The 21,027-nt window shown below is 46.2% G+C and carries 21 protein-coding genes, 4 tRNA genes and 1 other annotated feature; of the genes, 16 read left to right on the top strand and 9 right to left on the bottom strand.

The features are described 5' to 3' along the window. Nucleotides 1–113: 113 nt before the first annotated feature. The 5 genes from DQX04_RS04200 (at nt 114) to DQX04_RS04180 (ending at nt 1,909) form a co-directional block, all read left to right on the top strand. A tRNA-Ala gene (locus tag DQX04_RS04200) sits at nt 114–189 on the top strand. Between the two features lie 15 nt (nt 190–204). Then, nucleotides 205–280 (top strand) — tRNA-Glu (locus DQX04_RS04195). Nucleotides 281–453: 173 nt separating this feature from the next. Further along, nucleotides 454–529: transfer RNA gene (locus DQX04_RS04190), tRNA-Glu, on the top strand. 172 nt (nt 530–701) lie between these two features. After that, nucleotides 702–777, top strand: a tRNA-Glu gene (locus tag DQX04_RS04185). Nucleotides 778–1,180: 403 nt separating this feature from the next. Further along, the gene (locus tag DQX04_RS04180; RefSeq protein WP_111914620.1) at nt 1,181–1,909 is read left to right on the top strand and encodes an SDR family NAD(P)-dependent oxidoreductase; all 729 of its coding nucleotides are present in this window, start codon (nt 1,181–1,183) and stop codon (nt 1,907–1,909) included. On the opposite strand, the gene folK is transcribed toward DQX04_RS04180, so the two are convergent. Both folK and DQX04_RS04170 read right to left on the bottom strand, forming a co-directional pair. Further along, nucleotides 1,790–2,329, bottom strand: coding sequence for a 2-amino-4-hydroxy-6-hydroxymethyldihydropteridine diphosphokinase (folK, locus tag DQX04_RS04175; RefSeq protein ID WP_111914619.1), 540 nt, complete (start codon nt 2,327–2,329; stop codon nt 1,790–1,792). The genes DQX04_RS04180 and folK overlap by 120 nt on opposite strands. Then, nucleotides 2,329–2,877, bottom strand: coding sequence for an arylesterase (locus tag DQX04_RS04170; RefSeq protein ID WP_243618880.1), 549 nt, complete (start codon nt 2,875–2,877; stop codon nt 2,329–2,331). The genes folK and DQX04_RS04170 overlap by 1 nt, the downstream gene beginning before the upstream one ends. Before the next feature lie 81 nt (nt 2,878–2,958). Here DQX04_RS04170 and DQX04_RS04165 point away from each other — a divergent pair, with 81 nt between their 5' ends. Further along, nucleotides 2,959–3,645: an ABC transporter ATP-binding protein gene (locus tag DQX04_RS04165; RefSeq protein WP_111914617.1), complete on the top strand. Its 687-nt coding sequence runs from the start codon at nt 2,959–2,961 to the stop codon at nt 3,643–3,645. 3 nt (nt 3,646–3,648) lie between these two features. Beyond that, entirely contained in the window at nt 3,649–6,156 is a 2,508-nt protein-coding gene (locus tag DQX04_RS04160) for an ABC transporter permease (protein WP_111914616.1), read from the top strand. Here DQX04_RS04160 and DQX04_RS04155 read toward each other — a convergent pair. Continuing rightward, on the bottom strand, nt 6,148–7,041 hold the full coding sequence (locus tag DQX04_RS04155) for a TIGR01777 family oxidoreductase (RefSeq protein ID WP_111914615.1): 894 nt from the start codon (nt 7,039–7,041) through the stop codon (nt 6,148–6,150). The two genes, DQX04_RS04160 and DQX04_RS04155, sit on opposite strands and share 9 nt — an antisense overlap. Nucleotides 7,042–7,209: 168 nt before the next feature. Between DQX04_RS04155 and DQX04_RS04150 the strand changes: the two genes are divergently transcribed. Both DQX04_RS04150 and DQX04_RS04145 read left to right on the top strand, forming a co-directional pair. Continuing rightward, on the top strand, nt 7,210–8,304 hold the full coding sequence (locus DQX04_RS04150; RefSeq protein ID WP_111914614.1) for an AI-2E family transporter: 1,095 nt from the start codon (nt 7,210–7,212) through the stop codon (nt 8,302–8,304). Beyond that, nucleotides 8,297–8,548 carry a hypothetical protein gene (locus DQX04_RS04145; RefSeq protein ID WP_111914613.1) on the top strand — a complete coding sequence of 84 codons (252 nt, stop codon included), beginning with the start codon at nt 8,297–8,299 and terminating at the stop codon, nt 8,546–8,548. Before DQX04_RS04150 ends, DQX04_RS04145 begins: the two co-directional genes overlap by 8 nt. 9 nt (nt 8,549–8,557) lie before the next feature. Here DQX04_RS04145 and trpA read toward each other — a convergent pair whose 3' ends face one another. The 6 genes from trpA to DQX04_RS04115 are packed head-to-tail and all read right to left on the bottom strand — an operon-like array spanning nt 8,558 to nt 15,233. Beyond that, nucleotides 8,558–9,364, bottom strand: coding sequence for a tryptophan synthase subunit alpha (trpA, locus tag DQX04_RS04140; protein WP_111914612.1), 807 nt, complete (start codon nt 9,362–9,364; stop codon nt 8,558–8,560). Beyond that, complete coding sequence (gene trpB / locus DQX04_RS04135) at nt 9,364–10,551, bottom strand: tryptophan synthase subunit beta (RefSeq protein ID WP_111914611.1); 1,188 nt, start codon at nt 10,549–10,551, stop codon at nt 9,364–9,366. The genes trpA and trpB overlap by 1 nt, the downstream gene beginning before the upstream one ends. Before the next feature lie 2 nt (nt 10,552–10,553). Continuing rightward, a complete protein-coding gene (trpCF, locus tag DQX04_RS04130) occupies nt 10,554–12,011 on the bottom strand; it encodes a bifunctional indole-3-glycerol-phosphate synthase TrpC/phosphoribosylanthranilate isomerase TrpF (protein WP_111914610.1) in 1,458 nt (485 codons plus the stop codon). Continuing rightward, nucleotides 12,008–13,012: an anthranilate phosphoribosyltransferase gene (gene trpD / locus DQX04_RS04125; protein ID WP_111914609.1), complete on the bottom strand. Its 1,005-nt coding sequence runs from the start codon at nt 13,010–13,012 to the stop codon at nt 12,008–12,010. Before trpD ends, trpCF begins: the two co-directional genes overlap by 4 nt. Then, nucleotides 13,009–13,626, bottom strand: coding sequence for an aminodeoxychorismate/anthranilate synthase component II (locus DQX04_RS04120; protein ID WP_165831937.1), 618 nt, complete (start codon nt 13,624–13,626; stop codon nt 13,009–13,011). The genes trpD and DQX04_RS04120 overlap by 4 nt, the downstream gene beginning before the upstream one ends. Further along, nucleotides 13,626–15,233 (bottom strand): anthranilate synthase component 1, encoded by a 1,608-nt coding sequence (locus DQX04_RS04115; RefSeq protein ID WP_111914608.1) that lies wholly within the window; start codon nt 15,231–15,233, stop codon nt 13,626–13,628. Before DQX04_RS04115 ends, DQX04_RS04120 begins: the two co-directional genes overlap by 1 nt. Before the next feature lie 51 nt (nt 15,234–15,284). Next, nucleotides 15,285–15,383: a sequence feature (Trp leader region), on the bottom strand. 275 nt (nt 15,384–15,658) lie between these two features. Between DQX04_RS04115 and DQX04_RS04110 the strand changes: the two genes are divergently transcribed. From DQX04_RS04110 to DQX04_RS04080, 7 genes are read left to right on the top strand one after another with little or no spacing between them, the layout of a single operon-like run. Beyond that, nucleotides 15,659–16,507 (top strand): PHP domain-containing protein, encoded by an 849-nt coding sequence (locus DQX04_RS04110; protein WP_165831936.1) that lies wholly within the window; start codon nt 15,659–15,661, stop codon nt 16,505–16,507. A 3-nt stretch (nt 16,508–16,510) separates the two neighbouring features. Beyond that, nucleotides 16,511–17,134: an L-threonylcarbamoyladenylate synthase gene (locus tag DQX04_RS04105; RefSeq protein WP_111914606.1), complete on the top strand. Its 624-nt coding sequence runs from the start codon at nt 16,511–16,513 to the stop codon at nt 17,132–17,134. 2 nt (nt 17,135–17,136) lie between these two features. Next, nucleotides 17,137–17,985: a ScpA family protein gene (locus DQX04_RS04100; RefSeq protein WP_207801083.1), complete on the top strand. Its 849-nt coding sequence runs from the start codon at nt 17,137–17,139 to the stop codon at nt 17,983–17,985. Between the two features lies 1 nt (nt 17,986). After that, on the top strand, nt 17,987–18,559 hold the full coding sequence (scpB, locus tag DQX04_RS04095) for an SMC-Scp complex subunit ScpB (protein WP_111914605.1): 573 nt from the start codon (nt 17,987–17,989) through the stop codon (nt 18,557–18,559). Continuing rightward, complete coding sequence (gene rluB / locus DQX04_RS04090) at nt 18,552–19,391, top strand: 23S rRNA pseudouridine(2605) synthase RluB (protein ID WP_111914604.1); 840 nt, start codon at nt 18,552–18,554, stop codon at nt 19,389–19,391. The genes scpB and rluB overlap by 8 nt, the downstream gene beginning before the upstream one ends. Nucleotides 19,392–19,394: 3 nt before the next feature. Next, nucleotides 19,395–20,513, top strand: a complete 1,119-nt coding sequence (locus DQX04_RS04085; RefSeq protein ID WP_111914603.1) for an agmatine deiminase family protein — start codon at nt 19,395–19,397, stop codon at nt 20,511–20,513. Continuing rightward, complete coding sequence (locus DQX04_RS04080; RefSeq protein WP_111914602.1) at nt 20,510–21,019, top strand: regulatory protein RecX; 510 nt, start codon at nt 20,510–20,512, stop codon at nt 21,017–21,019. The genes DQX04_RS04085 and DQX04_RS04080 overlap by 4 nt, the downstream gene beginning before the upstream one ends. Nucleotides 21,020–21,027: the final 8 nt, after the last annotated feature.

Below are 21,027 nucleotides of genomic sequence, written 5' to 3'. Positions count from 1 at the left end.
TATAAAATTAAGCAAACGCACCAATAATCTTAAAAAACAGTTGACACTTACCCCCGCTATTTTTAGAATGCGCCTCGCTGTTCAGACAGCCTCGAAATATAGACTCAGGTTTTGGGGCTATAGCTCAGCTGGGAGAGCGCTTGCATGGCATGCAAGAGGTCAGCGGTTCGATCCCGCTTAGCTCCACCAAACCGAAAGTCCAGGGTCCCCTTCGTCTAGAGGCCTAGGACACCGCCCTTTCACGGCGGTAACAGGGGTTCGAATCCCCTAGGGGACGCCACATATTTAACCGCCGTCAGGCGGTGTTGCCACCGCGCTCTCGTTTAGCACGACGGTAACAGGGTGAACCCCTAAGGGGACGCCACATATTCAACCGCCATGAGGGCGGTGTTGCCACTGCGCTACCATTTAGCACGGCGGTAATAAACTCTGAAAAGAGAAAGAAAGTCCAGGGTCCCCTTCGTCTAGAGGCCTAGGACACCGCCCTTTCACGGCGGTAACAGGGGTTCGAATCCCCTAGGGGACGCCATATATTTAACCGCCGTCAGGCGGTGTTGCCACCGCGCTCTCGTTTAGCACGACGGTAACAGGGTGAACCCCTAAGGGGACGCCACATATTTAACCGCCGTCAGTCGGTGTTGCCACCGCGCTACCATTTAGCACGGCGGTAATAAACTCTGAAAAGAGAAAGAAAGTCCAGGGTCCCCTTCGTCTAGAGGCCTAGGACACCGCCCTTTCACGGCGGTAACAGGGGTTCGAATCCCCTAGGGGACGCCATCTATTTGAAAGCCTGCTTGGAAACAAGCAGGCTTTTTTGTATCCGCCGTGAGGGCGGTGTAACCACCGCGCTCTCGATTAGCACGGCGGTAACAGGGGTTCGAATCCCGTAGGGGACGCCATCTATTTGAAAGCCTGCTTGGAAACAAGCAGGCTTTTTTGTATCCGCCGTGAGGGCGGTGTAACCACCGCGCTCTCGATTAGCACGGCGGTAACAGGGGTTCGAATCCCGTAGGGGACGCCATCTATTTGAAAGCCTGCTTGGAAACAAGCAGGCTTTTTTTGTACGCGAAATCTGATGGGGTCAGAGCACTTTGTGCTCTGACCCCATCTTGGTTTTCATCGATGATCTTTTTGATGGGCTGTGCTGTAATTAGGTTATCTGATTTAAAGTGTGGTAATTATGGATAACTCTTCTCTTCCTGTTGCAGTGATTACGGGCGCAAGCCGTCGTTTGGGACTACTTATGGTGTCTTCGTTTCTTGCGCGGGGATGGCGTGTAGTGGCTCTTACACGAACAGTTTCCGACGAGCTCAGTAATTTGTCCTGTGACGAGTTAGAGTGTGTGCATTTTGATGCGCTAGATGCTAGCAATATTGAAACTGTAGTAAAGCGTCTTCAGGCTCGATACGAACACATCGACTTCTTACTTCACAATGCCTCAATCTATGAAAAAGACGCCGAGCATGAAGACGATTTTAGTGATTTTTATGACTCGCTTTATAAGATTCATATGAAGACGCCCGCTCAGTTAAACCGAAGACTAGAGGGGCAACTGACCAAATCAATTCGCCCAACCGCGAATGTTATTCATATAACCGACATCTACGTATCAAATCCGAACCCAGATTACGCCCTATATTGCTCGACGAAGGCAGGCCTTGAGAGCTTAATGATTTCTGATGCGAAGAGGCTTGCGCCTAAGGTTCGGGTAAATGCGATACGACCGGGTCCTGTAAAGTTTCTGCCTGAGCACAGTGATAGCGATCAAAAAAAGGTACTGCAAGAAACATTACTTGCTACAGAGGGCGGTTTCGAGGTTCTGGAGCAGGCTATCTGGTCGATCCTCGACAATGAATATATGACTGCCGCCGTGGTCAAAGTGGATGGTGGCCGCTCGGTCGCTCGTTAAGTGGCCTAAAACAGATATTGCATGAGTATTTGCTTTCGCCCCTTGCGCGGCCTCAATACAAATTCGCGTGTAGGGCTCTTCACTAGTTGTAAAGGGCTCAACAGATAGTTTGTCAGACACGGACAGAATGTCGATGTCTAATGGCCTGTCCTTCTGACTGCTAAGCGGGTCTGTTCTATCTCGTCCTTCCTGCTCTTCTAACTCTACAAAGTATGCTTTTAAATCGTCTGGGGCGAGGTCGGTACGAATAATCATGACAGCATTCAGGAATACATTGGAAGTATTAATGTTGCACGGTTGGGTTTGCACAATAGGAGATAAAAACGCCGCACCAAACTTTTCGATAATGGTTTCAATCGCTTTTTGTAAGTGATTTTCGGGTTCGATATTGGCGCCTAGACTCAAATAATACCAATCCATTAGTTTGACCTCTCTAATAGCGCTCGCAGTTGTGGTTCCATGATTCGTGCGATTTTGGGTTGTGCCGATAAGTTGGGGTGAATACCATCGTTTTGCATCCACTCAGGCCGGGTCGCAATTTCTAACATGAAGAACGGCACTAATTCTACGTTGTGCTCTTGAGCAACTTGAACATAGATTTGTTCAAACATTTGGGTATATCGCGGGCCGAAATTGGGTGGTATTGCAACAGCACTAAGTGCCACATTCACATTATTGTTTTTGCTGATTTGAATCATTTCAGATAGGTTTGCCCGTACTTCTGAAATTTGGAACCCTCGTAAACCGTCATTACCACCTAACTCAATAAATACCCAGTCAGGTTGATGCTGCTCGAGAAGACTCGGAAGTCGCCTTAAACCTCCTTCGGTAGTTTCTCCACTAATGCTCGCGTTGATTAGCTCAAAACTTGGTTGTTCCTGTTGCCATTGATCCTGAATGAGCGAAACCCATGCATCGGACTCAGAAAGTCCGTAACCCGCACTTAAACTGTCTCCTAAAATAATCATTGAGACTTTTTCTGCGTTCACCCGTATAGAAAAGCATGTCAAGATAAGAAAACAGACAATAACGAGGAATTGTTGACCACTATGGCGTTTATTGAAGCTCATTCTATTTCCCGAAAAGTTGAAACTGCGACCGGCGAATTACAAATTTTGTCGAATGTAGACCTATCTATTAACCGAGCTGAAACACTGGCCATCGTGGGCGCCTCTGGCTCGGGTAAATCAACACTTCTGTCTTTACTTGCTGGTTTGGACTTACCATCTACCGGTTATGTTGCCATAGATAACGTAAATTTATCAGATTTGGATGAAGAATCCCGCGCAATTCTTCGCGGTGACAAAGTCGGTTTCATTTTTCAGTCGTTCCTTCTGGTTCAGAGTTTAACTGCTCTAGAGAACGTGATGTTGCCGGCAGAACTTGCGGGTGTGCGCAACCCAGAGGACCACGCTAAGGAACTGTTGAAAAAGGTAGGCCTTGCTGAGCGTGTAACCCATTTCCCTAATCAGTTATCAGGAGGAGAGCAGCAGCGTGTCGCGATTGCTCGGGCGTTCATTGGTAAGCCTGAAATTCTTTTCGCGGACGAGCCTACCGGTAATCTGGACCGTGCCACAGGTGAAAAGGTAGAAGACTTACTATTTGAGTTAAACCGTGAATTTGGCACAACACTTGTGGTGGTTACCCATGACGAACGACTCGCAGAGCGTTGTCACCGTATTATCCGCATAGAGCAAGGCACGGTGGTAAACCAAAACAAAGAAGCAGAGGTTTAACTCATGCGTGTTGCAAACTGGCTGAAGATTTCCTTTCGCTTGCTTCGCCACGAGCTTAAACGGGGCGAGCTGACTATTATGGCCATAGCAATTGCGTTTTCTGTGGCGTCGGTGCTTTCTCTATCAGTTTTTAGTGAGCGCCTACAAGCTGGCATTTTGGCTCAAAGTTCAGAGTTCTTAGCAGCTGATCGTGTTTTACGTTCTCGGCAAGAAATTCCCATTCGTTGGATTGAGCAAGCGAGAGAGCAAGGCTTACAGAGTGCAAGAAGAACTACGTTTAACTCCATGGTGTTTGCCTCTAATGAATTGGCATTGGCGGATATAAAAGCCGTAAGTGAGGAATATCCGTTGCGCGGCACCTTGGAAATTGCTGAGCAGCCTTTTGCACAAGGTAATGCGACAGAAAGTTTACCAGTGCCGGGTGAAGCTTGGGTTCATTCAGGTCTTTTCCAACAGCTCCCTATTGAGCTAGGTGATTCGATAGAAGTTGGGAACACGAGCTTTGTTGTTACTAAAGTACTTATTAAAGAGCCTGACAGTGGTTTCAGTGTGTTTGCAGATGCGCCGACAGTACTTATTCCCTACAGCGACCTAGCCGCTACAGGTTTAATTCAACCGGGTAGTCGAGTTAGTTTTAATTACTTATTTGCGGGCGAGCCTGAAGATATAGATACCTATGAGCAGTGGATAATCCCACAACTTGATGACTTAACGCAGAGCTGGCGAGGCATTCGAGACGGTGACTCACCGTTGGCTTCAGCATTGAACCGAGCTGAACGATTTATGTTACTTGCGAGTCTGTTAGGCGTTGTATTAGCGGCGACAGCAGTGGCTGTAGCGGCGCAGAGATATTGTCAGCGTAATTACGACGCAGTCGCAATCATGAAAACATTAGGCGGAAACAATGGGTTTGTTCGTTCGATTTTCGTTACCCATTTATTACTGCTCTCTTTGTTTAGCATATTCATCGGTAGTGTTCTCGGCTACTTCATTCAGCTGGGTGTAGGCCACTGGGTGGCAAAGCAATTAGCTTATAGTTTACCTGCGGCAAGTTGGAAGCCTTGGGGGCTTGCAATTAGTACGGGGTTACTAAGTGCGCTTTTGTTTAGCTTATACCCATTGTTGCGCTTATTAAGCATTCCTCCATTGCGGGTCTTACGTCGTGAGCTGGATGGAGACAACGTAAAGCGAGTTATTCATTGGTTCGCGTGTGGTGGCGGAATACTGTTGCTCATGGTGCTTTATAGCCGAAATTTAACTCTTTCGTTAGCACTATTTGCGGGCGGGGCTTTCGCGGCTATGGTTTTGCTGTTGATAGGGCGATTACTGATTCGCCTTAGCCGACAAGCGGGGATGCAGGCAGGAAGTAGCTGGCGATTAGCTATGGCTGGCATGCAAAGACGCGCGAAGGAAAACAGTTTACAAATGTTGAGCTTTGCTACCGCTATTATGTTGCTTTTGCTGGTATTGGCGCTGAGAACCGAGTTGCTTGACGACTGGCAAAACCAACTGCCTGAAAACGCACCTAACTTTTTTGTCGTGAATGTAGCACCAGAGCAGGTGAGTGATATGCAGACGATGTTCACAGCAGAGAACATTCAGGCAACTGATTTATATCCCATTACGCCTGGGCGCTTGGTTTCAATCAATGGTCAATTAGTTCGCGATGAAGTGAGTAAAGAAGACCGAGACAATAGTGATGTGCGCGAGGGGTTTGGCAGAGAACTTCAGCTTACTTGGCGTAGCACTTTACCACCTGAAAATAACTTGATTTCAGGGCGTTGGTTTGAAGGTGAAGAGTTAGGTGTGTCTGTTGAGTCTGAGGTAGCAGAGCGCTTGGCATTGAAACTCGGTGATATATTGGAATTTCGTGTAGGAGGTGCGGAATTTGAAGTTCCAGTGTTGAGTATCCGTGAAGTTGATTGGAATACAATGCAGCCGAACTTCTACATGATTTTTAATGAAAACACGATTAGCCAGAATTCAGCCACCTATATTGCGAGTTTCTATTTGCCATCGGAGCGAAAAGCGGAGCTGTATGACTTATTTAAGAGTTTTCCCCAAGCGTCACTTATCGATGTAGACGACATAATCCAGCAAATCCGCGGAGTGATCGGCCATGTATCGATGGCAATTACGTTTGTTATGGTATTAGTAATGTTTGCCGGTGGTTTGGTGTTGCTTGCTCAGGTTCAGGCTTCACTGGAAGAGCGAGAACAGGAAATTGTGATTTTAAGAACCTTAGGGGCTCGCAGTAAACTTCTTACTCAGGCAGTGAGTTATGAGTTCATCATTTTGGGAGCATTGGCAGGGTTTATAGCTGCAGTTGCGATGGAAGCGTCAATCTATATTTTGCAAACCCAAGTTTTTGAAATGGCACCAACGATACACTGGCGATTCTGGCTGTTAGGTCCGGTGGTGGGAGCCTCAGTGGTAACGTTGCTAGGTTGGTTCAGCTGTCGTAGCCTTTTACGACAGCGAACCGGAACGCTCATTCGCGCACTAGCGTGAGGGAAAAATAGCTTTAAGGCAGGGCTCTATGTGTTCATATTTAAACGTAAAGCCTTGCTCTTGAAGTTTCTGCGGTAAAACGGCTTGGCCTGTGAGTAGCAAGTCCGCCATCTCTCCAAAAGCTAGCCGCATGGTAAACGCAGGAACGCGAAACAGGCACGGGCGATTTAACGTTTGTGCAAGGCATTTGCTGAATTTTTCATTGCTGACTGGCTGGGGCGCAGTCGCATTAAATACACCTTGGCAGTTCTCGTTTTCCAACAGGAATTGAATCATTTCAATCATGTCTTCGATATGTACCCAAGACATCATTTGTTGACCGTGGCCAATGGGTCCTCCTAAGCCAAGTTTGAACGGTGTAACCATTCGGTTCAATGCACCACCTGATGGCGACAAAACGATACCCGTTCTTAGAAGGCATAATCGGGTTTTGGTTTCTGCTTGTTTCGCTTTGTCTTCCCATGTTTTGCAAAGCTCGTGGCTAAACTCGTCGTGCGCAATGTAATCTCGCTCTGTGACTTTTTCATCTCCCTGGCGCCCGTAATAACCTACCGCAGAGCCTGAAATAAAAGTAGCTGCCGGCTTACTTGAGGCTTCAAATAATGCCACTAGCTCATCAGTGGTTTGCCAACGACTTTTCTCAATTCGCGCTTTATGTTTTTTGGTCCAGCGCTTCTCTGCAATGGGTTCTCCGGCAAGGTTAATTACAGCGTCAAAGTCGTTCAAGTTCTTTAATTCTGACAGACGATTGATATAGGTGTGTTTATCACTCAACTGTCGAGCTGCACTTTCAGGTCGACGCGTCAAAATAGTGTAGTCGTGGTCATACCGTTCGATGAATGCCGAACCAATAAGTCCTGTACCGCCTGTAATCAGTATTTTCACAAAAGCTCCTAGAACCGCAATTTACTCAATATACGTAAGTTTAGCCATTTAGCTCATTTCAGCACCTAGATTGCTTACATTACGTTCAACTTGTCATTGTGACAAGTTGCCCATGATGTGCTTTTCACGTATGTTCGTGATTTAGTTTTTACAATAAAGGGAAAGCTTGTGAATACGCCTCTAGAGTCTTACGGTGCGGTAAGTCGGTTGTTTGTTATTGTCGCCGCAGTTGTTGTTGTGTTGGCAGGCCTAAAAGCTGCTAGCGTAATTATCGTTCCGTTGTTGCTGGCTATCTTTATCGCAGTCATTATGCAGCCGATGCTAGCTTGGTTTAAGTCTAGAGGTTTTCCAACCGTACTGGCCATCGCCGCTGTTTTCGTAATTATTTCTGTTTTCGCATTTGGCTTAACTATGCTTATTGTGCAATCAGTGAATGACTTCTCTGCAAGTTTTCCAGAATACCGAGACCGGCTAACAGGTGAGTTTGCTGGCATCGTTTCATTACTTGCCCGATTCAATATCAATATTAATGTTGAGTTGTTGCAATCGCAGCTAGACCCAAGCCGTATCATGACTTTTTTAATGAGTATGCTTTCTGGGCTTGGTGGCATGATGACCAATGCATTTTTGGTGATTCTGATCGTGGTATTCATTTTAAGTGAAGCTGCAAACCTGCCAAGAAAAATAGCGATGGCTTTCGATAAAGCCGACGACCAATTACACTCACTTACATCGTTACTAAGCTCTATTAATAAATACCTCGCGTTAAAAACCGTAATTAGTTTAGTGACGGGCTTAACAATAGGTTTTGGTTTATGGCTTATGGGCGTAGACCACTATGTACTGTGGGGTGTGCTTGCGTTCGTTTTGAATTACATTCCAAATATCGGTTCTATATTAGCAGCCGTACCAGCAATCCTTTTGGCGCTCATTCAACACCACCCAGCAATGGCTGGCGCTGTAGCTTTGCTATTTTTGGCCGTTAACGTAGTTATGGGTAATTTAGTTGAACCCCGCGTTATGGGACAAAGATTAGGTTTATCAACCTTGGTGGTGTTTTTGTCGTTAATATTTTGGGGGTGGCTACTTGGGCCTGTAGGCATGTTACTTTCGGTGCCTCTGACTATGATGGTGAAGATAGGTCTACAAGAGAACCCAGATACGCGTTGGCTTGCTATTCTTTTGAGTGGTGATGAGGTGTTACACAGCCGCGCACATGCATTAACCGACGAGTCTAAACAACAGAAGCAGAGCGATGATTGATGTAGCAACAGGTCCGCTGTGGAGCACAGCTAGCCAAGTTTTTAGCCAAAGAAATCAGTTTCAAGCGGAACTTGATCGGCAAGATAACCTGCGAAAAACGCCTGAGCGCGAGCGGAGCAGGGTTGCGGACTATTTACGTCAAAATAAAGACTTAAACCGGGCTCAAGTGCGTTATCCGTTTGATAATCTCAACGCTACGGTGAACATTCAAATGCCACCGAGCGTTGTGAATATCTACGTATGAGCAGTTACATTAAGACCTTGTAGCTGCCTTCATTGATGCCGTGAACTCAGCGAGCTGTTCAAGCATTGCCACTTCATTTTCTAAATTATCTGCAATAATTTTCACCACCGCTGAGCCGCTAATTGCTCCAGAAGCGCCACTTTCTAATGCAGTTCGAACATGCTCTGGGGAGCTTATTCCAAAACCGAGAAGTGGGGGACTACTGTTCGCTTGTTGTAACTCCGCAATAGCTTCAGTTGCTGGTTTTTGTAATGTATCGCCCGTTCCGGTTACACCAGCTCTGCTCAGTAAATAAACATATCCTTGGCTATTTTGAGCTACTTGTTTACGTAAATCTGCTGTCGCATCAGGTGGGCATATATAAACCGACTCAACACCGTTGCTATTCGCTATATCTCTGTAACCACTCGACTCTCTCATCGGTACATCGGCTATGAGCACCGAATCTACACCAACTTCAGCGCATAGCTTGAAGAAGTGCTCAACGCCATTCGCGTGAACCAAATTACAATACACTAATAACCCGATGGGTAAGTCTGGGTATTTGTCCCGAACACGCTTAAGCAGTGAAAAGCAGTTTGCAACGGTTGTTCCTGCAGCAAGGGAACGAAAGTTTGCGGCTTGAATTACCGGGCCGTCGGCAACGGGATCAGAAAACGGTAAGCCTAGTTCAAGTGCGTCTGCGCCACCTTCTACTAGCGCATCAATAACTTTTTCGCTGCTCTCCAAATTAGGATCACCAAGCGTGACAAAGGGAACAAATGCGCCTTCATTGGCAGATTTTAGGCGAGAAAACATGGTTGTATATCTAGACATTATTCTGCGCCTCCTTGAGCCATAATTTTTCGTACATGATCAATGTCTTTATCTCCACGGCCTGAAAGGTTGAGTACTAATATTTCAGGCGATGTTGCTTCTTTAACGCGTTTCAATGCATAAGCTATTGCATGTGCAGACTCTAAAGCCGGAATAATGCCTTCTTTCTGACTTAATTGTTTGAACGCATCTAGTGCTTCGTCGTCGGTTACACTGGTGTACTGTGCGCGGCCAATGGATTGCAGGTATGCGTGCTGCGGGCCAACTCCAGGGTAGTCTAATCCTGCAGATACAGAGTAAGACTCTTCTATTTGACCTTCTTGCGTTTGCATAAGATACGAACGACAGCCATGTAATACACCCGGTTTACCTGCACTTAGAGTTGCGCCGTGCTCTCCAGAATCAACACCATGACCGGCAGGTTCAACCCCTGTTAGTTTTACGGAGCTTTCGTCAATAAACTCGGCAAACATACCAATAGCGTTAGAGCCGCCACCCACGCAGGCGATAACTTCATCGGGCAGGCGTCCTTCCGCTTTGAGTACTTGCTCTTTTGCCTCCGCACCTATCATACGGTGAAATTCTCTAACGATAGTTGGGAATGGGTGTGGGCCAGCTGCTGTACCAAGTAAATAGTGGGTTGTGCTATAGCTTGCAGTCCAGTCGCGTAGAGCTTCGTTTACCGCGTCTTTTAGAGTGCCACTACCCGTGTCTACCGGAATAACCTCGGCTCCCATTAGCTCCATTCGAAACACATTGGGTTGTTGTCTTTCGGCATCTTTTTTACCCATGTAAATGACACAGTCTAGGTCTAATAACGCACATGCTAATGCGGTAGCTGTTCCATGTTGGCCTGCGCCGGTTTCGGCGATGATGCGTTTCTTACCCATGCGTTTTGCAAGTAAAGCCTGACCAAGAACTTGGTTAGTTTTATGAGCACCGCCATGAAGCAAATCTTCCCGTTTTAGGTAGAGTTTTACTGGGCTATTTTCAGTTAAGTTTTGGCACAAAGTTAGCGGAGTTGGTCGACCCAAGTAGGTATTTAATAATCCCTGAAACTCTCGTTGAAACTCAGGATCTTCTTGCGCGTTGTAGAAAGCCTGCTCCAGCTGATCAAGCGCAGGTAATAATATCTCGGGGACGTACTGCCCTCCGAACTCACCAAAGTATGCGTCAAACTGTTTCATGATTACTGCTCCTGTTTCCGTTCAACGTGTCGTCCGTATTTACGGATAATTTTGAATAATTGAGAAATTGCATGTGCATTTTTAAAGCCTGGCTGGGTTTCTAAGCGCGAGTTAAAGTCGTAACCACGGCAGCCTGTCGATATTGCCTCTAAAACATTCGAGGACCCAAGACCGCCTGCGAGCATAAGGTTTGCGCGTTGCTTAGGCAGTAATGACCAGTCGAATTGCTGACCTGTGCCTCCGCGACCATGATCTACAACGTAGCGAGCTGCAGTTAAGTCAGGCAAGTTAGGTTTTTCGGAGTTTAAATTGACTGCTGCCCACACTTCACAAGACGCCGGAATTCGGTCTTTAATCTGCTGAATAATTTGGTTCGCGCTGTCTTCCTGCTTTGGAAGGTCGTGAATTTGAACCCCGAATAAACGTGCCTCGCGAACCCACATGACCACCAATTCAGCATTAAATTGGGGATCTTCAGCACTAAAAACGCCGATGTAATTAAGTTCAGGTACTTGTTTGGTAATGGTTGCTGCTTGTGTCAGCTCTACTTTTCGTGGAGAGCGAGACACGTGAATAAATCCACCAAACACTGCTCCACTGGCAGCTGCCACTCTTGCAGTATTCGGGTGAGTGATTCCGCAAACTTTATTTTCACCAAAAATAAGTTGGCGGCATGCTAAGTCTATGTCGACTTGCGCCGTAAGGTGACTGCCCACTAAAAAACCGTCTACAACAGCACCATGTTTCCTGACATCATCGTGCGTTGTATACCCAGACTCGGCAATAAGGACAGCGTCGCTTGGTGCTAATGCGGCAAGTTTATCCGTTTGTGATAAGTCCACAGTTAAATCACGGAGGTTACGATTATTAATGCCAATGATGCTTGCACCTAATTCTTTGGCGCGCTGCATTTCTACCTCGTTACTTACTTCGGTAAGCACTTCCAATTTAAGTTTGGTTGCTAGTTCGCATAGCTCCGCATATTGACGGTCGTCGAGAATGGAAAGCATTAATAAAATAGCGTCTGCACCAAAATATTTCGCTAAAGCAACTTGGTAGGGCAAAACAATAAAGTCTTTGCATAGCAGCGGCAACGAAACTTGAGACCGAACTGCTTGAAGGTAGTCAAAGCTACCTTGGAAAAAATCTGGCTCGGTTAATACTGAAATTGCCGAAGCATAGGGTTGGTAAGTTTTAGCAATAGCTACCGGATCGAAGTCAGAGCGAATCACACCTTTGGAAGGCGACGCTTTTTTACACTCCAAAATAAACCCTGGTTCTCCCTGCAATAAGTTCTCTTTTAGGCTGCGAGAAAATTTTTCCTGACGAACCATATTCATCGCTTGTTGCAAAACATGCTCTGGTGAATAGTGCTGCTCAAGCTTCTTCAAGCTTTCTAACCTTTGCTCGACTATTTTTGTAAGCACAGTGGGCACTGCTGAGCTTGTAGAATAACTCATAAACATAGCTCCGCTTGGAACTGTTGCAGGTGAGTTAGAGCTTGTCCCGAATCTAAAAAGGATATGGCTTCAGCTGTTCCAGCTTTCAGCGTTGTTGCTCGTTGGGTCATATATAAAATGGCTCCTACATTCATTGCTATCGCGTCTCTGTGCGCAACACGGCCTTTGCCGGCAAAAACATCTTTCATAAACTGTGCGTTTCTCTCGGCGTCTCCCCCTTTAAGGTCGTTAACACTTGCCCTTTGAACACCGAAATCTTCAGGGGTAACGGTATATTCGATAATTTCACCTTGATTAAGTTCGGCGATAATTGTTTCGTCATGCAAAGCTAACTCATCTAAACCGCTCCCATGAACAACCATTGCTCGCGGACAGTTGAGCAGTTTGAGTGTTTCTGCAACAGGTGCACAAAGTTCGGGTTTATATACACCAAGTAGTTGTACGTCGGGTTGCGCTGGATTGATTAGAGGCCCAAGCAAATTAAATAGTGTCCGTGTTTTCAAAGCTTGCCTTGCCGGCATCGCGTATCGTACTCCCGGATGATAATGCGGCGCGAAAAGAAAGCAAAACCCATGTTGGTCGAGAAGTTTCCGGTTGTCGTCTGGCGAGCCTTCTAACGGAATGGATAGGGCTTCTAGGACGTCTGCAGAGCCGGAGCGTGAGGACACGCTTCGGTTACCATGTTTAGCAACAGGCACACCCATTGCTGCGGCAACCAAACCAGCAGAAGTAGAAATATTAATGGTATTGCTACCGTCGCCGCCTGTTCCACAAGTATCCGCTAACAGACCTTTTGGGCGTGGAAATGGTTTTGCTGCTTGTCGAAGTGCTTGAGCTGCACCTGCAAGTTCTTCAGGTGTTTCGCCCTTAATTTTTAGTGCCATTAACATGCCGGCAATTTGCGTATCCGAAAGTTGTCCTGCAATAAGGTGGTTGAACAGTTTGTAGGTTTGCTCTTGATTCAGGCTTTCTCCGTTTAAAACCTTAGTTAACTCATTCATTGTGCCACCTCTGTAGTGCTTGATTTGTTCATTAGGTAGTTAACCGTTTGTGCTAAAAGTTGTTCGCCCTGTTGCGAAAGGATGGATTCAGGGTGAAATTGAAATCCCATTACAGGGAGGTGAGAGTGCTCAATCGCCATGGGGATGTCTTGAAAACTGGCTATAACATTCAATTGCTCACTCACTCGATGAGCCATTAACGAGTGATAGCGGGCTACCGGCAGCGGTGCCGCTAGGTTCGAGAAAATGTTGTGAGCTTCGGTATCTATATGCGACGTTTTACCGTGGACGGTCTCATAGCAGCGCGCGACTTGACCTCCGAAGTACTCCACCAAAGCCTGAAAGCCCAAGCAAATACCAAGCATTGGAAATCTATTTTCGCAAAGCCCAATTAATTCGATGAGTACGCCGGCTTCGCGGGGATGCCCAGGTCCTGGTGACATGACAACCAGTACCGGCCCTAATCCTTCAAGCTCTGTTAGCTTTGCTTCTAAGGTATTGATAGGTGTTGTATTTCGGTATACCTCAAGGTGATAACCTAAACTCGCCAAATCATCCACAAGGTTATAAGTAAAGCTGTCTTGATTATCGAGCATAAGAACGGACTGCTGCATTATCGTGTTCCTCTCGTTTGGCTAAGTTTTGACTCTGTAGTCGATATTGCGCTCAGAACTGCTTGCGCCTTTTGTACAGTTTCTTGCAATTCAGATTCAGGATTTGAGTCGTGAACAACACCGGCGCCTGCTTGCACGGTGGCGATACCGTTTTGCACGAAGGCGGAACGAATCACGATACAGGTGTCCATATCACCGTTACCTGTTAGATAGCCGACAGCACCGCCATAACTGCCTCGCCGCTGCTTCTCATGTTCTCGAATGAACCTCGCTGCACTTAACTTTGGTGCTCCAACTAAGGTGCCCATATTCATACAGGCTCGGTACGCATCTACAGCGTCTAACTCTGGCTTGAGGGTACATACCACTCGCGACACAAGGTGCATCACGTGTGAGTAGCGGTCCACTTTCAATAAGTCGGCGACATAACGGGAACCGGGTACGCCAATGCGCGCTAAGTCATTTCTGGCTAAATCAACGAGCATCATGTGCTCTGAAAGTTCTTTTTGATCGCTTCTAAGGGCAACCTCAGTGCGTGCGTCGAGGTCTAGATTTATAGAGCCGTCTTGGTGTTTTCCTCGGGGGAGTGTACCTGCTATGGGATAAAGTTCAGCTTGTCGCGTTGCTGCGGTGTATTTCAAAGCTGACTCTGGTGATGCGCCAAATAGTTCAAAGCTATCTGCTTGCATGTAGAACATGTAAGGACTTGGGTTGTCTTGTTTGAGTTGCGCATAACTTCGAAGTGCATTCGAGCAATTCAGTTTAAATTCCCGTGAGGGTACAACTTGGAATAGTTCTCCGTTTCTTATGTTTTCCTTTAATGCTGTGACCGTATTCATAAAACTTGCTTCATCTGGAGTCACAGAGATATGGACAAGATCTCCCATAAGGTTTTCTTTTTCTTGATGATCCATCTTGGGCATTTGTACGCGCGCCAATATTTCTCCCATTCGACTACAAAGTGTTTGGTAGCGTGCCTTAACGTCTTCACCACCCGGAAGTGTCCCTATCAGCGTGGCATCTTGTTGCTGGTGGTCAATAACAAGTAGTGTCTCGGCAAGGTAGTATTGGAAATCTGGGCATGTGTTAGAACCTTCTGGAACATCAGGAAGTTGTTCAAAAGACGCAAGGTAGTCATAAGCAAATACGCCAGCTAAAAAGGGCATAAGTGGTTCATCGCTTAACGACTTTAGCTTAAGTTGAAGGGTTCTCAGTACATCAATAGAGCTTGGATACAGCAGCCTTTCTGACTCACTGACTCCAACTGGTGGCGTTTGGAATTGAATAGTTAACGTTGACTCTTGAAGCGTGGACAATTCCTCAAACTCGCTTTTTAACCATGTGAGCAATTGTTTACCGTTTTTGGTTAAGGCAGTCACATTTACACTTTGATGAGTGCAGTTAATTCTTAGTGAGGCATCAATAAGAATTAAGCTTTTCAGGTGGTTTCTAGAGTCTATTTCTGCAGACTCTAAAAGAATGTGTTCTCCATTCTCCTCCCGCAAGCTTAAAAAGGCATTTAACGGCTCCTGTTGATACGGAGTAGTTAGGTGAAGGGGAACCACCTGCCCAGGTTTTATTGCGGTTAATGTTTCAAATTGATCCATGTTCTATGACTCGCTATCTCGTAATTTCTGCTAATGATTGGCGAGCCAAATACAAAAAAGCCCGCTTCAGAAGCGGGCTTTTCGAAGTTTGTAATTATAAAAAAGTTACAATACACCGTCACCCGCAAGCTGCGAGTGCCACCAAAAATTATGTTGTGTATTGTTTAAGTAATTCATATTTTCTCTAAATGCTTTTTCTTCTAAATGCGTGAACTCGAGAGAGTTATTATCAACTCGGAACTAATCGAGCTAAGTTGTACAGCGAAAAGATACCGATGCTTGTCATTTGTGTCAATAGAAATTTCAGGCGTTTGCCAGAAAGTTAAAATTAACACGGTAAATGGTGAGTTTATGAGCAAAAGGGCGTACCATATCTCGTTATGAACACGAACGAAGCCAAGACCCCGATGAGAATCGATCTGCACATGCATACCAACATATCTGATGGCGAGCTTACGCCCGAGCTTCTAATGCTTAGAGCCAACCAGATGCAGCTCGATTATATTGCTATTACCGATCACGATGCCGTGAGTGCTACAACACTTGCGCGCCAAGCGAAGACTCAGTATTCATTAAAATCACCGGAAGTTATTAGCGGAATAGAAGTGAGTTGCCGTTGGCATACTTTTGAAATTCACGTGTTGGGCTGGAACTTTGATGAGTCTCACGCCGCGATGGAAGCGTTAGTCCTAGAGCAACAAAACAAACGAGCTGAGCGAGCGAGAAAAATTGCCGAAAAATTAGTAAAGGCTGGCGTTAAAGCCGAACACTTGCCAACTAGTTCTAGCGACATAGACATCTCATCCCCTCGCGTACTCACACGACCTCACTTCGCTGATGCTCTTGTGCGTCATGGCTACGTAAAGACGCATGAGCAGGCATTCAAGCAATACCTAACCAAAGGAGCGCGTGCCTATGTACCTACCGCCTGGACTTCTATTGAAGATGCCGTAGCTGTAATAAAGCAAGCCGGAGGAACAACAGGTCTTGCGCATCCGTTAGCCTATAAAATGAGTTCGAAGTGGTTGCGTCGACTTATACAAGAGTTTAAAGCCGTTGGTGGCGATGCATTAGAAGTTGTATCCTGCCAACAAACAAAAGAACAACGTGCTTGGTTACAGGAGCTGGCCGATACTTATCAGCTTCCCGTATCCGTAGGTTCAGACTTTCACCGTCCGGGTCCATGGAGAGAACTTGGCAGGAATTTACAATTACCTGAGAACGCGACGCCCGTATGGTCGTCATGGAATATTACCCAGCGTCACGTGGAATAGAGCATGAGCGAATACATTGAAATACATCCCGTAAATCCGCAGTCTCGACTTATTCAAGCTGCCGTTACTGCTATTAAGAATGGGGCCGTTGTGGTTTACCCGACTGACTCGGGCTACGCCATTGGCTGTCAGTTGGAAAACAAAAATGCGGTGCAAACCATTTGCAGAATTAGAAACATCGGCAAAGACCATAACTTCACACTAATGTGTCGTGATTTGTCGGAGCTTTCGGTTTACGCGCGAGTAGACAACCAAGCTTTCAGGCTTTTAAAAAATAACACTCCTGGCGCGTATACGTTTGTATTGAAAGGTACCAAAGAAGTACCTCGCCGGCTGTTAAATCCGAAAAGAAAAACGATTGGTTTGCGTGTGCCTGAAAATAAAATAGCACAGGCGTTGCTGGAAGAGCTTGGTGAACCACTGATGTCGACTACGCTTATTTTACCAGGGCAAGATTTTGCTGAGGCTGATCCTGAAGATATCCGCGATAAACTCGACAGCCAAGTCGACGTTATTATTGACGGTGGCCGTATTGGAGAGCAGCCAACGACTGTTGTCGACATGAGCGATGGTGAAGTTAATATTTTGCGAGTTGGGCAAGGTGACCCAGATCCATTTGAGTTCTAAATATGAACGACAACGTTGAACTAACAGCTGATTCAGAATTGGGAGAACAACAGTCCTTACCACTTGGCTTCGTGCGTGGTGAGCCTGTTATTGAACGCCCAGAAGACTTGTATATTCCCCCTGAAGCTTTAGAGATCATGTTAGATGCTTTTTCTGGGCCCATGGATTTGTTGTTGTATCTTATTCGGCGTCAAAAAGTAGATATTCTTGACCTTCCTATACTGTCGATAACGAAACAGTATATGGAGTATGTGGAGCTCATGCGTGAGTTAAAGTTGGAGCTCGCAGCCGACTACTTAGTTATGGCAGCTATGCTTGCTGAGATTAAGAGCCGGTTGTTATTGCCTAAACCTCCTTCTGAAGATGATGAAGAAGAAGACCCAAGAGCCGAGTTAATTCGTAGACTGCGAGAATATGAAGTTATTCGTGAAGGTGCTCATCAACTCGACCAACAGCCACAACTGGAACGTGATTTCTTTTTTGCAGCGGCGACCACTGACGCTAAAGACTTAGCTGCCCATACGCCGCCGGAAGTGTCGATGGAAGAGTTAAGTTTGGCGTTAGCGCGAGTTATGCGGGTTGTACAAGCTCAAACGCACCATCATATAAAAAGAGAAGCACTGTCTACCCGAGAAAGAATGAGCGCAGTGTTAGAACGCTTAGCGGATAATGAAAACGTAGATTTCATTACTTTATTTAAAGTGGAAGAGGGTAAGCCGGGTGTTGTGGTAACTTTCTTAGCTATTTTAGAGCTCAACAAGGAAGGTTTAATTAAACTTGTTCAAGCCGAGCCGTATTCAGATATTTATGTCAGTCGAGCTAGTGAGCAAGCTACTGAGCTAGAGGCGTAATATGATTAACGATAAACAGTTAAAGCAACTGGTTGAAGCAGCTATTTTTTCGTCCGAGCAGCCGGTAACCATTGACCAGTTGCTCACTGGCGTGTTGGCTCAGTACTCATTAAACAAGCCTCGTATTCGCCAGGTAATCGATCAGTTACAAAATGAATACAACGAAAAAGGTGTAAACCTTGTCGAGTTAGCTTCGGGCTATCGGTTTCAAACGCGTCCAGAACTTGGTCCCGCATTATCTCAAATGTGGGCAGAACGCGCACCTCGATACTCAGCAGCGCTGATGGAAACGCTGGCGCTTATTGCATGGCGACAACCCATAACTCGCGGTGAAATAGAAGCGGTTCGTGGCGTTTCGGTAAGCACGCAAATTATGAAAACCTTGCAAGAGCGAGGTTGGGTAAAGGTTGTTGGTCACAAAGAAGTTCCTGGACGTCCAGCTCTTTTTGCCACGACCAAGACATTTTTAGACTATTTTTCTATTCAATCCGTGGCGGATATTCCTGCTTTAGCAGAACCGCCAGAGTCCGACACGCGGGAGCGTGACAATCAAGAGGAAATACCAAGTGGATAACACTGAAAAGTTGCAGAAAGTATTAGCACGAGCTGGCGTTGGTTCCAGACGCGAAGTTGAGTCGATGATTAAGGCTGGAAGAATTCGTGTGAACCAGCAGGTTGCTCACTTAGGAGAGCGTGTGGGTCCCGGCGCCGATATTCGCGTTGACGGACATAAAGTAAAAGTTCCTGATGCTGATGCCGTACCGTGCCGTGTAATTGTTTACCACAAACCAGAAGGGGAGCTAGTTACAAGGAAAGACCCAGAAGGCAGACCCACTGTTTACGAATCGTTACCGAAAGTGAGTAATGGCCGATGGATTGCTATAGGTCGATTAGATATAAATACTTCTGGGTTATTGTTATTCACAACCGACGGTGAGCTTGCGAACCGTATGATGCACCCGAAGTATGAAATTGAGCGTGAATATGCGGTGCGTGTATTCGGTGAAGTTACTGAAGCGAATGTGCAGCAGCTTAGAAAAGGAATTCAGCTCGAAGACGGCATGGCGAGCTTTAAGCAAATTAAGCGTCGCGGTGGTGAAGGCATTAATCAATGGTTCCATGTTGTACTTACAGAAGGACGTAACCGAGAAGTAAGGCGTATGTGGGAAGCATTGGGGCTTACTGTAAGTAGGCTTATGCGCATTAGAATGGGTGACCAATTGCTACCTAAAGGCTTAGTTCAGGGTGGCTGGCTTGATTTGAATTTGAAAGAAGTAAACCATTTACGCAGTTTGGTTAAAATGCCAGAGCTAGAGTCGGCACCGGTGATTACCAAGGAAGATAGGCAACGAGACATGAAAAGAGCCAGACGCTCAAAACAAGCGAAGTATCAAAAGAGGTCCTAAGCCTTGCCAGCAAGTTTGGTCCCCGAATGGATTCCTAGTAAGGCGCTTTGGTTACGTTGGCCGGAGCGCCCCGATGTTTGGCCGAACCACGGGAAAGCTACTCAACAAGAACTTCTATTGTTATGCAAAGCTTTGCGTGACTCTACAGAAGTTAGTGAGATAGCGATTAATCTTATGGTGAGTACCGCATCTAGTAGTTATGTACACAACCAACTCGCACAACATAACCTCACTCACGTCCAGTTATTTGAAGTCGCCTATGCGGACCTGTGGAGCAGAGATTGCGCTCCTTTAGTCTGTTCCGACGGTAGCTTGCACCACTTTAATTTTGATGGCTGGAGTGGCATTGACCATCAATGGCAACTCGATATTTCAGCAAGAAACTGGTTGAGCCAAAAGCTACAAGCTGAAACGCCGAGCTTGCTGATTGCAGAACATGATTTTGTCTTAGAAGGTGGAGCAATTCATACCGATGGGCAAGGAACCGCGCTTGTATGTGCCGGTAGCTTGTTACAAAGGGAAAAGAATAAACATTATTCAACTCAAGATATCGAAGCCTTACTAAAAGACGCTCTGGGTTTGAAGAAAGTGATTTGGCTTCCAGGAACAATGTCCGCTGACGAAACGGGTGGCCATGTGGATAATATGGCATGCTTTTTAGCACCTGGTGTGGTGGCTGTGAACGATACTGATTACTCGAATGAGCTGACTACGCGCCAGACACATCCAGATCATCAACAATGTTTAGCTGTAGAACGCGTGCTTAGCGAGAGAACCGATGCTAACGGCAATGCATTTGAACTGGTGAAATTACCATTGCCTATGCCGCCAAGATTAACTATGGAAGAGTCTTGTGCTATCGAGTCGTCGAGTAGTGTGCGTGAAAGGCCAAGTCAAATGCCTTTGATGGCAACCTACGTAAACTTTATAAGATTGAACAATACTATTGTTTTGCCGGCATTTGGTTGCTCGTTAGATCAAACCGCTAAGTCGATAATGACAACTCACTTTCCACAATTCGAAATTATTCAGACACCTTGTCGCGCCCTTCTGGTAGGTGGTGGAGGCTGGCATTGCGCAAGCTGGAATGAACCTGATTTTGAGAAGCTAGCAAAACTATGAAAAACAAAGACCCGCAACAGGAATTGAACGACGACGAGTCGCAAATTGAAGAGCGTGCAGTTGGATTACTTAGTCGACGTGAACACAGCTATGTGGAGCTGAAGCGTAAGTTAATCCAAAAGGGTTTCGAGAGTGATGCAGTGCTGCGCGTACTTAACAAACTTCAGGAAAGGGGTTGGCAATCCGATCAAAGGTTTAGCGAAGGGTTTGTGCGGCAACGGATTATGCAACGCCGTGGACCTTTGAAGATCAAGTCCGATCTTATGCAAAAGGGAATTCACTCCTCGCAAATGGAAGAGGCGATGAGCGTTGAAGACGTTGACTGGAAAACATTGGCTGTAGAAACATTGGTAAGAAAGTTTAGAGAGCCGGCAAAAGGCGACTTAAAAGCCCTTGCCAAGAGACAAAGGTTTCTTGCTAGCCGAGGCTTTTTGCCTGATCACATTCGTTACGCGATTGACGTTACAGAAAGCGATGATTGGGACTGGGAACACGCTATATTCTAACGCCAAAG

The organism is Aliidiomarina sp. B3213 (assembly GCF_003290085.1).
Lineage (GTDB): Bacteria > Pseudomonadota > Gammaproteobacteria > Enterobacterales > Alteromonadaceae > Aliidiomarina.
The sequence above is the reverse complement of the archived record's forward strand: the minus strand, read 5'-3'. Positions and strand labels throughout refer to the sequence as shown.